Genomic DNA, 11,608 nt, shown 5'->3' with positions numbered 1-11,608 from the left:
TCATTTGACTAAAGAAGCTCAATCATTATGAAAATAGGAATTTTAGACTCGAATCACAATCTACCCTTGCTAGTAGAACCTGAAACAGAACGCGAATCGTCTAATCTTGACTATCTTCTTTCATGGTACAGAGATAGTGAACTTTTAGAAGACAAATTTCTTAAACACGGAGCGATTATTTTTCGAGGCTTTGGTGTCAACACAATCTTGGCTTTTGGAAAATTTGTCAAATCTGTTTCAGGTAATTTAATGGATTATGTTGATGGAAATTCTCCCCGAACCCAACTAGCTAGTGGGATTTATACTTCAACCGAATATCCATCTGAATACTCCATTAGTTTGCATAATGAGTTATCCTACTCTAGCCAATGGCCAGACCAACTCTATTTTTGCTGTATTACTGCGCCTAAAGATGGCGGAGAAACACCGATTGCTGATAGTCGTCAAATCCTAAAAAGTCTTAACCCAAAGATTGTGGAAAAATTCACACTTAAACAAGTGAAGTATATCCGCAATTTACCTAGTAGTAATGGCATGGGAGTTTCATGGCAAGATTCTTTTAAAACTTCAGATAAGTCCCTAGTAGAAGAGCATAATAGAAAAGCTGGCATGGAATTTGAGTGGAAGAAGGATGGTGGATTGCGATTAAGCCAGATTCGCCCTGCTATTGCAACTCATCCTCATACAGATGAACAAGTTTGGTTTAATCAAGCCGAGCTATTTCATCCATCTACTCTTCCTAAAAATATATACGAAGCTATGATGTTTTATTTTGAGGGGAAGGAAGAGGAACTCCCTCACTATGCTTGCTTTGGCGACAATACTCCAATTGATGTTTCAATGCTAGATGAGATTAGAGAAACTATTGGTAAACAAACTGTTCTTTTTCCTTGGCAGGAGGGTGACGTTCTAGTCATAGATAATATGTTGGTTTGTCATGGACGAAGACCGTTTTTTGGTTCGAGGAAAATTTTGGTTTCTCTGTCAAATTTCTGATAACTTTAGCTGTAAGTGTAAGTAAATGTATCAATTCCAAGAGTCTCTTCCCAAACTGCCCTTGCCAAAACTCTCAGACACCTGCGATCGTTATATCGAGATGGTGACACCGCTGTTGAGTGAAACAGAATTAGAGCGAACCAAGGCAGCCGTAAGGGAATTTCAACAAGGGAGCGGAGTCGAACTACAGCAACAGTTGGAAATGGTTGATCGCTCAACTACTACTAACTATTTACAACAATTTAAAGAGGAAACCTATTTAGAAATGCGGTCCTCACAACTAAATATGAGAACCACAGGGGTGGCTTCGCCTGTCTTGACAACCTCGAAATATCCCTTCACCCAGATTGTCGCCATCATAATTTTTAAGACCCTCCAATTCCACCTGAAAATCAAATATCGGGAACTAGAGCCAGATCGGGATGTCTTTCGAGGAAACAAACCGCCCCTTTGTATGGCTCAGTATGACAATTTGTTTGGCACTGCGCGAATTCCTGGAATCAGGTGCGACAGCTTTCAAAGGGCGAAAAATTCCGAGCATATTGTGGTCATGCGACGGGATACATTTTACACCTTAAAGTTGCTCCCAGGAGATAAGTTGCCGACGGTGGAAGCTCTAGCACAGCAAATTGATTGGATTGTAGAAAATACTCATAAAGGGGAACCACCTGTGGGAGTGCTGACAGCCCTCCCCAGAGAGCGGTGGGTAACAGTTCGCTCCTACCTCATGAACCTAGATGCCCAGAACGCTCACTCTCTAGAACTATTGGATAGCGCTCTATTTGTTGTCTGTTTGGACGAAATAACACCTCCCGATTTGGAAACGCTAGCAAGAACTGCCTTCACTGGAGATGGTGGGCGAAACCGCTGGTTCGATAAACCAATCCGACTCGTTTTCAACTCTGAGGGTCAGTTCGCTGTAACAATTGAACACAGTAATGTCGATGGCTATCCGGTAGCGCGGTTGATAAACGAGGTCAACCGGGAGCTTGAATCTCTTGAACAATCCCTAACAACCTCCAGTTCAATCGAACTTGAACCCCCACAGCAACTGTGGTGGAAATTAGACCAAACACTCTTAGAAGAAGTAGCGCAGGCATTAACAGATGCAGAGAGTCTGAGCGAACAAATTCAGATGGGGATAGGAATTTTCAACGAATTTGGGTCAGACTTTATTCATCAGCATGGTTTAAGTGCTGATGCTGTGTTTCTCCTGTCGCTACAGATTGCTTACACTCGCCTGCATAGTAAGATTCCTACTGGCGCTTGGCAAGCTGTACACAACAGAGGCTTCCGGTGCGGGCGGCACGACTATGCATTGGTAGTTACACCCGAATCTGTAGAACTAATTCAAGCCTTTACTGAGGGAGCTTCAGACGAAGTGCGATATGAGTCCCTAAAACGTGCTGTTAACGCTCGTTTCTCGCGAGTGTTTGACGCTAAAAACGGGCAGGGAGTGGTCATGCACCTTTATGCACTTTATAGCTTAGCTTGCCATAAAGGTAGCGGTGTTCCCGATATTTTTCAAGATAAAACCTTTGAAGAATTTATCTTAGACCCAAGCTTCTCCGCTTCTACTCTAAGTAATAAAATGGGCGTAGAGATACTCTGCCCCAGTCCATGTCGCGACTATGGAATCGGCTATGTAATCGATCAAAACAAGATTGCCTTTGCTGTAACGAGTAAACATCTACAGCCGGAAAAATTTATTTTCCTTCTGAAGCAGTGTCTTTTGGAAGTAGGTGAACTTATTAGATGTACAGCGAAGAGCAAGTGAAAATCAATTATTCAAAACTGGAGATTTTATGTCTAACACAGAAAATTACATTGAATGGGATGATTATACGGAACTATATCAAGCTTACTTGGATGACCCGTCCGAGAAAGTTTTGTCTACAACTGTTTTCCCAAGAATTTTACAAATACTAGGTAAAGTATCGGGGAAAACAGTGCTAGATTTCGGTTGTTCTATGGGTCGATTCTCAAGAATAATGCACGATATGGGAGCAATGGTGACTGGTTATGATTTATCGCCTAAAGCGCTGGAGATTGCCAAGTCTCAGGATAGTAAGAGGAATATAGAATACTTGAGTAGACAAGAAGAATTACAAGAGAATTACTATGACATTGTTATTTGTATCATGGTCTTACTGTGTAATCCAAAAGCTCAAGCCTTTCAACTTGTAAACGATATTTACGCCTATACAAAGCCAGGTGGGATTGTTTGCTTTGTTAACACCAATGTAGCGACACTAGGACGTAGTTACCAAAGTTTTTTCCGCCAATTACCACAGGAGCAGAAGGAAGGAAGTCCATACCAAAATAGAATTTTCACACCAAAAGGATATCTAGTTATAACCGATTATTTTTACAGTCCGGAACATCTCAAACAAATGTTCGAGAATAACAAATTTAGGTTCTTCCTTACTTGGTATGCTAAACTAACAATTAAAATGCCAAGTAAGCAAACATCTATTTTTGTAATTTTCAAAATTTCTAAACCCATACGCCGAACGTTTTATTAACTTAAGCTTGTTATTTACACCCTCAACAACACCACTTGTTGTCCTATTATCAAAGTAAGCAATTATCTCATCAAGCCAATTGGTAATAGTATTTACAGTGGCACTAAAATATTGTTTTGCTCTTTGCTGCCAGATCCCAATTCTCAACAATCCCCTCAACCAATTCGTTTTTCTGTTTTCAAATATTTCTCGGAATTGTTCTTTTAATTTATGCATTATTGCGAGCCGAGGACACACTTTTTTAACTGACATTAATTTGCTCTTTTGCTTTTCGTTTAAACTCTCTTCATTCTTTAGTAACGCATACTTACTGTCATTTATTCCCTCTAATATTTCTTGGTATTCTGCTATTTTTTGAGGCGATTTAGTTTTTTTACTTAAATCTATTACTAGCCTAATTTCACGCTTTCTTTGTATGTCTAACTCCTTGTTAACTTGTACCATTACATGAAATCTGTCCGCTACTACTTGAACATTTGGCATAAGTTTTTTTACTAGAGTTTTGTAACCTTTCCACAAATCTATACTTACTTCTTCTATTTCTTCTAAAACCTCTGAACCCCATGAATTAAGGACTGGCTCGATTTCTGCTTGTGTTCTTCCTTTGACAATTGTAATTAATTTAGATTTTTCTAAATCTATTAATACGGCACAGTAATTTCCTTGACCTTTAATTAACGCTATTTCATCAATTCCTAGTTTTTTTAATCCTGATGGTTTTGACGATAATTCTCGTGACGCATCTGACAACATTCTTTCTATTTCTTCTGTTGTTACTACTCCTTGTTTTGCTACACTCTGGATATCACTTGATAAGACCGATTTGATAATTGTATTTCCTAGTCGTTTTGTATAAGTTCTTCGGTTGTTTACAAATTCCAATTTTTCGCTAAATGGTTTGCCACATTTTTTACATTTAAACTGTCGTCTGTTTATTTCTAAGAAGACTGGCTTTTCTCCCCATGATAAATCTTTTACTACGTATCGATGGTTTTGATGTAATTTATTACTTTTTGTCCCGCAATGATGACAATGACTTTCTTTATGAATTGACTCAACCTGTAATATTATTCCAATTCCCGGTACTTGACTCATTTGAGTTACTTTAATTCCTTGTATATTCAGAAGCTCTGTTAGAACTTTAGTACCCTTTTTTGTGTTCATGACTATAATTCGCTCCCCAAAACTAAGAGTGACTATTTATAGTTAACAATCAAACTAGCTTAAATGTCAAGCCTGACAAGGACTTGATTTGCATTTTGACATATTTGTTCAATTGATTTTACTGATTTAGCTATTGATTTAGCATAGTAAGTAAGGAAGAACCCAAATTTCAACTACAAGGGGAAGAAATAATAGCAGAGCGATCTATCCTCCATATCTTAAAGAAAAATTTAGAGTAGTAGCGCATAGTAATGATTTGGTAGTTTTGCTTATTGCTCTATTTTGAGTGTCGTTAAAATTTGTCGTCTGAGTAAAATTGAGCCAGGGTAGAAAGATTCGTGACTAAAAAAGTGATAGCAATAGCTGGCGAAAGAAGTATGAGGCAGCTTAGCCATAACTCGATTTAGGCTAAATTTTCGCTTCGAGATGCCAAATTTTTCTTCAATAGCATTGCGAATTTTCTCGTCTTCAAACAGCGGTTTATCGAGCGCACAATCTGAGTCTACGAATGACACAGTGACCCTGGGTGGTCGTGGGTCTGTCATCCCCATCCTTCCTTGCTTGCAAGATATAGTCTTTAGACTTGCCTTCTCGAAACATTTTGAGAGCAGCATGAGGTTTTTCTCCATAAATTTTGATGAGATGCTCAATGCAAATTTTGGGTTTTGAATTTGTCATTTTTTGACTTGGGTCACAAGTAACGAACGTGTTATGAAACCTTAAATATATCGTGCTTCATAAGCGTGATGGCTCGCACTTGCGTTGAGTCTTAATTTGTCGGGAAATTAGGGGTGCGATAGCTTCGCGAGTTAGAGCTTTCAGCAGCTCGCGCTCAATTGTTCCTATTGCCCCTTTGGCAAACTGCTCTCAACTTAACTTGTCAATAATATATTTCTCCTACTTTTCCTACTTTCCTAATTAAAAATCCAAGTTATTATAATAAGAAACAGCAATGGGAATAAATTCCATTGAGTCGCGGGCCCTAAAGGGACAGAGTTTTCAATCTCCCACATTTATCCTATAAAGCCTGCTCGATCGCCCGCCGCGCCAATTCCACCTGTTCCACAGCATCCAGATAAGCTAGCGCTGCTGCATCCCAAACCACTTTTCTCTGCATCCTGTTCAAGACGATTTTCCCAAACTCGTACACCGTGCCGAAGCTTTGCAGCCTGAGAATTCGCTCAGCTATTGAGCAAAAACTCGGCGTTGGGTTCAATATCGCCACCACATCTGATTGAAGGAGCGACACCACCTCTGAACCCATATCGACTTTCAAAGTCGCTCCAACTTCCACAATCCGGCCCCAAAATCCATTCCACTTCCTTTCCGCTATTTTTTCTTTAGGAATAAAAGGGATTTTGACAATAACCCATGCCCCCGCGCTGTCTGGACCAAAGGGCGTTTTGACTCCCTCACCCGTAATTGGTTCGCAAGGAGTGCAAGTTTTACATTCTCCACCGCAATCGCTTTCTTGAACCGGCTCGCTACTACTGCGGCCCTCGGTTTTCTTCGAGGCGGAAGATTTTCTCAAAGCAGCCTTAATCAGAGCTTTAGCTTGTTTGGGGGTTTTCGCTGCTCCCGACGAGATCGCAGCCAACGCCACTACTCGCTTGTCCTCCTGCATCTTCGCAAGTTGATACCCTACATCTATGCTGTGGTCATTAATAATGTCCAACCACTTTGCAGCCAATTCGGGGCGATCTTTCTTGAGCTCGTCGGCAGCTTTGATGGCAATGCGCCCTTTCCTGTAGTTCCTGCCGCACCCCAAGCCGACTATAGCCGCCACAATATTTTCCGTCAGTTCCATTTCCCTTGGAGTCAGACCTAAGTCGATCGGGTTCAATGGAAAATTTTCCATCAGCGGTTGCTGGTTGTCCGACGGCGGCTCTGCTGAGTCAGCAGCTTGCTGGCAAGCTTTCTTGGTAGCGTGTCTGTTCCTCAGCTCTCTAGCTATAGGCTCCACAACAATTCCTTCCCGAATTCTCTGTACTGGACTTTGGTGGCGGTGGCGGTTTTCTGCCACCAAGACGAAGAGCTCGTCATCTTCAGTCGGGAAGTGGCAGACAATAACTGGGACCAACTTCCAACCCAGCGCTGCTAGCGCCCTCCACCGCCGATGGCCGCTAACGATCGTGCCATCTGTTTTGACGGTCAGCGGTTGGACGTAGCCTTTGAGTTGGATCAACTCTACCAGGTCAGCAATACTTTCGGTGCTTCCGTAAATTTCCTCATTTCGAGGGTGAGGCTTGAGTTGGTCAAGACCAATATGCTGAATCGCGTCGCTGACTGAGAGCGACACAGTTTCATTTTTATTCATTTGGATAGCCCTGGTTGTTTATTTGGGGATTGGGGCTTTGTACCTTTGCCTGCTAAACCCAATAAGGTTTCCTAACAGAAAGCTGGGGTTATTCTCTGTCGGGCGGCGCGGGCTGTATCGGCAGGTCGCCTTCACTGTCAAAAGGTTCGCTGTCTTTACATTCTTAGAATAGCATATTTCTTCAACTAGCAACGCGCTACACTATGGTATAATAAAAGACTATTATGTTTAAAAAATTTTAACTAATTATTAATTATTATGATAGCGTTTATGATTAAAAGTGGAGAAGTAATTAAAATTAATTATAACAGAGCCTTTATCACCTTGTATTTCAAAATCACCCTTACTACAAACATAATGTCTGTTGGAGACTTTAGCCCATTTGTTACGAATCTTTCCAGATTTCTGGCATCTCTGTGAGGGTTTTATTTTTTGAGTAGCAAGCATTAACATTGGAGTGGCTTTGGTTTAATTAATAAGTTTTATAATGTGTTTTGCTAAAAAAAAATCCCGGTTTAACTATTCGAGGGGGTCTGGGGGAGCAATAAGTCCCACACCATAATTTTCGATTTGGTGTTGGGATACATGGACGCCCCCAGACCAATTTTATCCGGTCAATCAGGCGTAAAATCGGTAGCAGGTATAGGTTTATAGATTTGCAATTCTGTGTTAGACTTGATTGCATGACTCTGATCATGAACTACTGCTACCGAATTTATCCCGACGCCAGCCAAGAAGAAACGATGCTTCATTGGTTGGAAATTTCTCGCAAGGTTTATAACTACGCCTTGCGAGAAATCAAAGATTGGGTCAATTCGCGTAAATGTAGTTTAGATTATTGTTCGCTGGAGAGAGAATACATCGTTCCAGCCGACAAGCCATTCCCTACCTATTACGTTCAACAGAACGAACTTCCCAAAGCGAAGAAAAAGTTCCCGTTGTTGGGCGAAGCCCCTTCTCAAGTTCTGCAAACTACCATTCGCAGATTGCATGACGCTTGGAATTATTTTCAGTCGCGGGGGTTTGGCTTTCCTCGCTTCAAGAAGTTTGGAAAAATCAAGTCCATGCTGTTTCCTCAATTCAAAATCAACCCCATTACGGGATGGCAAATAAGCTTGCCCAAAGTTGGGAAGATGCCTATCAACTTGCATCGACCTATCCCAGAGGGGTTTGTGGTTAAACAAGCACGGGTGTTGAGGAAAGCTGATAGGTGGTTCGTTGTAGTGACAATTGAGTCTGATGTGTCGATACCCGAGGCTCAACCGCATGGAGATGCGCTGGGTATCGATTTGGGACTGTCCAAATATTTGACAACCTCGGATAAAGAGTTTATTGCTAGACCTCGATTCCTGACATCCTTGTACCGCAAGCTGGAATTGCTGCAACGTAAGTATGCCAGAACGAAAAAGGGTTCTAAGAACCGTGAGAAAGCTCGAATCAAGGTTGCCAGATTCCACAACCACATTGCGCTAGTTCGGAAGGATTGGCAATTCAAACTGGCTAACCATCTGTGTACCAAGGAAGGTATTGGGATGGTATTCGTTGAGGACTTGAACCTGAAGGCAATGTCCAGGGGGATGTTGAGAAAACATACCCTGGATGCCGCTTTTGGTCAATTTCTCAATCTGCTGGAGTGGGTGGCTAAAAAGCATCAAATCTACTTCCTCCGGGTCAATCCAGATGGAACATCTCAAACTTGCCCGTATTGCAACACGCATACGGGTAAAAAAGAGCTTTCCGAACGAGTTCATAGATGTGGTGAGTGCGGATACGAAACAGATAGAGATCATGCAGCATCAGAAGTCATTAGGTTGCGTGGTTTGGAACTCATCAGTACGCAAGGACTTTGCGGAATAGAAAACGCCTATGCAGTCGGTCTGCCGGGGATTGATGAAAGTCAGTCTAGGTCAGAGGCGAAATCCCGCAAGGGAAAAACTAGGAAAATCCAGCAGTGATGTTGAGAAGCCCACACCATAATCTTTGATTTGGTGTGAGAGGATGTCACCTTCTTGCATTAGTTAAACGAGGGGAATGAACACTCGCGCTCGCCCCTATATCGCCCCTACATCGCCCCTATATCGCCCCTATATCGCCCCTATATCGCCCCTACATCGCCCCTACATCGCTTCTACTTCGCGTTTCCTTGCTTTCTTAGAAGGAAACAGTTGGGCGATCGCCAGAATTGCAGGCAACATGGAATCCCCTTTACGCCCAAGCTTCAGCGAACCCTCTAAGTCAAGCAGCAGGGACACCGCAGACGAAAGGGATGTTAGAGAAGCAGCAGCTACTTCTTTTCTCAGAAAGTACACTCGCTTCGGGTTGGCAATTTGACAAATCCGGGCAATTTCAGCGTCTTGCTTAACTCCTCCAACTATCGCCGCTTTCACCCACAACCAAGTTCTAAATTGAGCAATCAGCGTCGCACAAATCGCCAGCGGGAAAGTTTCTATTGCCAAAAGTTCAAGTAGCAAACAAACTGCTCTCTTAGAGTTATTTTCCCTCAGCGCTTCGGCAAGCTGGAGGCTATTTTGAGTAGTTGAAGGAACCAGCGCTCTCACTTCCTTTAAAGTGAGGTTCGCACCCCTGCTGTAAGTTGCCAGCTTGTGTAATTCTGATTCAGCGCGAGCCGGATTGTTGCCGATCGCAATCGCCAAGTAATCAATAGCATTTGAGTTCAGCGACAGCCCTATTGCCAAAGCTTGAGTTCGGATCGATCGGGCAATGAGATCCGTTCGCCAGGGGGGAATAAGGTCGAACTCGAACAGCTTAGCTTGAGAAAGCAAGAATTTTGCCACCTTCAGGCGTTTGTCAATGGAAGGCGCTACAAAAACCAGGTGCGTCTTTTCCGGCACCTGCGGGAGCACCTGAAGAACCTCCAGCGCCTCTTCAGTAAACTGTTTGAAATTACACCCTTCTACCACCACTAACTTTGCTTTTTCCGTTGCCAAGGCGGGAGTCAGGGCGCAGTCAACCGCCTCATTCAATGCCGAAGCATCAAAGCGGTGATAATTGAAACTCATCCAAGCAGGATCGAGGTTCTTTTTAAAGGCAGAAAGCTTTTTGTGAATCGCGTGGAGGTCATCCCCTATCAGCAAGCTAATCATGGGTTCTTCTCCTCGAACAACACTTGATAGCGGACGCCCGTTGCAGCCAGAAATATCTTCTGCACCTTAGCCGCGTTCCGGTTGAACTTGTCCAGATATTGGGCGGGCACAGCCAGCACCGCTTTCTTTTCCGTCAGTGCTACCAGGGAAGCAGCACAGAGTAAAGCGCGGTTCTTCTCAGAAGTTGCTGAGAGCACTTTTTCCCAAATGGCTCGCTCTTTGGAACGAGGCGATCGCAACTTGGAGGTACTGGGCAGCTTCTGGGTGCGGTCGGGCTGCCAGGGGTTAGCAAGAGCGTTCTCTGCGGCGTAGGGTTTTAATTGTGGTATCCTCGCCAATCCCAGCAAGCAGAGTTCCAGCCACAGCGTTGGGTGAGCGCTCTTGCTGAGCTGCCATTCCGAAGCCCGCAACTGTTCGAGGCCAGCAGCGATCGCATTGCAGTCCCAAGCAGACGCAATTTCCATCAGCGCCGAGTGCGAAATGCCGCTAACTAGCATCAGCGAACAGTCTGGCACGCTCGTTGCAAGCAACAAGTCCCGGTAGCAGGCTAGCAGCGACGCCAGCAGCATTTTAGGGCTTTTCCCGCTGTCAATGAGTTCGCGGGACAGTTGCAGCAGCTTCAGCGCGTTGCCGGTGCGGGCCGATTTCAAAATTGCAACTAAATCAGACTCCGGTATCCGCCCCGACAGCTCCAATACGTGAGAGCTGGTAATTTCCTCTCCTAATAAGCTCAACTGGTCGAGCAACTGCAAGGCGTCCCTCATCCCGCCATTCGCGGCGCGGGCGATCGCAATTTTAGCTGCTTCGGCAATTGCAATTGACTCTTTCTCAGCTACCATTGTTAGCTGTTTGACAATGGCTGGGATTGGCAGCGATCGAAACAGAAACGTTTGGCAGCGGCTGTTAATTGTTGGCAGCACTTTGTGTTGCTCTGTTGTACACAAGATGAACACTACATGATGCGGAGGTTCTTCCAAACATTTTAGAAGAGCGTTAAAAGCTTGGGAACTCAGGCAGTGAACTTCATCTAAAATAAACACTCGGTAGCGGCTGATAACTGGTGCGAAGTGCGATCGCTCGATCAGGGCGCGAGCGTCATCCACGCCGTTGTGGGAAGCCGCGTCAATTTCAGCAACGTCTAAGCTGCTGCCTTTTTCAATCGAGCGGCAGGATTGGCACTTGCCGCACGGCTTTACTGTTGGTTTGTCTGCACTGGTGCAGTTGAGAGATTTAGCTAAAATGCGGGCCGTTGAAGTTTTGCCCGTTCCCCGTTCGCCGGCGAACAAGTAAGCCGGAGCAATTTTATTAGTTTTGACCGCATTGGAAAGTGTCCTTTGGATGTACTCCTGTCCGGCCAGTTCAGACAAGCTACGAGGGCGGTATTTTTGAGGTAATGCTGCGTACATGATTGAATGGTTAGGTGTAGTGCGATTCGTTGAAACGTGAATCACGGTAATCAGTCCGTACATAACGTTTCCAGCCACAAGGCTGAACTCTCGGTC

General features: G+C 43.8%; 8 protein-coding genes and 1 pseudogene. 4 read left to right on the top strand and 5 right to left on the bottom strand.

The window, feature by feature from the left end; translation table 11 throughout:
• Window positions 1-27: 27 nt before the first annotated feature.
• Genes QUB24_RS02485 through QUB24_RS02475 form a run of 3 tightly spaced genes read left to right on the top strand, consistent with a single transcriptional unit; the run spans window position 28 to window position 3,521 of the window.
• Window positions 28-996: a TauD/TfdA family dioxygenase gene (locus QUB24_RS02485; RefSeq protein WP_333150300.1), complete on the top strand. Its 969-nt coding sequence runs from the start codon at window positions 28-30 to the stop codon at window positions 994-996.
• A gap of 25 nt (window positions 997-1,021) precedes the next feature.
• The gene (locus QUB24_RS02480) at window positions 1,022-2,773 is read left to right on the top strand and encodes a choline/carnitine O-acyltransferase (RefSeq protein ID WP_333150298.1); all 1,752 of its coding nucleotides are present in this window, start codon (window positions 1,022-1,024) and stop codon (window positions 2,771-2,773) included.
• 28 nt (window positions 2,774-2,801) lie between these two features.
• Window positions 2,802-3,521: a class I SAM-dependent methyltransferase gene (locus tag QUB24_RS02475; RefSeq protein ID WP_333150296.1), complete on the top strand. Its 720-nt coding sequence runs from the start codon at window positions 2,802-2,804 to the stop codon at window positions 3,519-3,521.
• On the opposite strand, the gene QUB24_RS02470 is transcribed toward QUB24_RS02475, so the two are convergent.
• From QUB24_RS02470 to QUB24_RS02460, 3 genes and pseudogenes are all read right to left on the bottom strand, one after another.
• Window positions 3,438-4,685 (bottom strand): ISL3 family transposase, encoded by a 1,248-nt coding sequence (locus tag QUB24_RS02470; RefSeq protein ID WP_333150294.1) that lies wholly within the window; start codon window positions 4,683-4,685, stop codon window positions 3,438-3,440. The two genes, QUB24_RS02475 and QUB24_RS02470, sit on opposite strands and share 84 nt — an antisense overlap.
• A gap of 292 nt (window positions 4,686-4,977) precedes the next feature.
• Window positions 4,978-5,155, bottom strand: a pseudogene (locus QUB24_RS02465) (transposase); the annotation flags it as partial.
• A gap of 548 nt (window positions 5,156-5,703) precedes the next feature.
• Entirely contained in the window at window positions 5,704-7,002 is a 1,299-nt protein-coding gene (locus QUB24_RS02460; RefSeq protein WP_333150292.1) for a ParB/RepB/Spo0J family partition protein, read from the bottom strand.
• Between the two features lie 695 nt (window positions 7,003-7,697).
• On the opposite strand from QUB24_RS02460, the gene QUB24_RS02455 reads away from it, so the two are divergent.
• A complete protein-coding gene (locus QUB24_RS02455; RefSeq protein ID WP_333150290.1) occupies window positions 7,698-8,957 on the top strand; it encodes a transposase in 1,260 nt (419 codons plus the stop codon).
• Window positions 8,958-9,119: 162 nt separating this feature from the next.
• Here the strand turns inward: QUB24_RS02455 and holA are convergent, their stop codons facing one another.
• Together holA and dnaX are read right to left on the bottom strand one after the other, a co-directional pair.
• A complete protein-coding gene (gene holA, locus QUB24_RS02450) occupies window positions 9,120-10,106 on the bottom strand; it encodes a DNA polymerase III subunit delta (protein ID WP_333150288.1) in 987 nt (328 codons plus the stop codon).
• A partial coding sequence (dnaX, locus tag QUB24_RS02445; protein WP_333150286.1) for a DNA polymerase III subunit gamma/tau occupies window positions 10,103-11,608 on the bottom strand: 1,506 nt, incomplete at its 5' end. The genes holA and dnaX, both read right to left, overlap by 4 nt.

This window comes from Microcoleus sp. B9-D4, assembly GCF_036705105.1.
Classification (GTDB): Bacteria; Cyanobacteriota; Cyanobacteriia; order Cyanobacteriales; family Microcoleaceae; genus Microcoleus.
This window is presented reverse-complemented; position numbering and strand designations above follow the sequence as displayed.

What these genes read in the sequence shown, in the direction of transcription:
- QUB24_RS02480 (WP_333150298.1), top strand. Translation starts at nt 1,022, where the DNA reads ATGTATCAATTCCAAGAGTCTCTTCCCAAACTGCCCTTGCCAAAACTC.
- QUB24_RS02460 (WP_333150292.1), bottom strand. Translation starts at nt 7,002, where the DNA reads ATGAATAAAAATGAAACTGTGTCGCTCTCAGTCAGCGACGCGATTCAG.
- QUB24_RS02475 (WP_333150296.1), top strand. Translation starts at nt 2,802, where the DNA reads ATGTCTAACACAGAAAATTACATTGAATGGGATGATTATACGGAACTA.
- QUB24_RS02455 (WP_333150290.1), top strand. Translation starts at nt 7,698, where the DNA reads ATGAACTACTGCTACCGAATTTATCCCGACGCCAGCCAAGAAGAAACG.
- holA (WP_333150288.1), bottom strand. Translation starts at nt 10,106, where the DNA reads ATGATTAGCTTGCTGATAGGGGATGACCTCCACGCGATTCACAAAAAG.
- QUB24_RS02470 (WP_333150294.1), bottom strand. Translation starts at nt 4,685, where the DNA reads ATGAACACAAAAAAGGGTACTAAAGTTCTAACAGAGCTTCTGAATATA.
- QUB24_RS02485 (WP_333150300.1), top strand. Translation starts at nt 28, where the DNA reads ATGAAAATAGGAATTTTAGACTCGAATCACAATCTACCCTTGCTAGTA.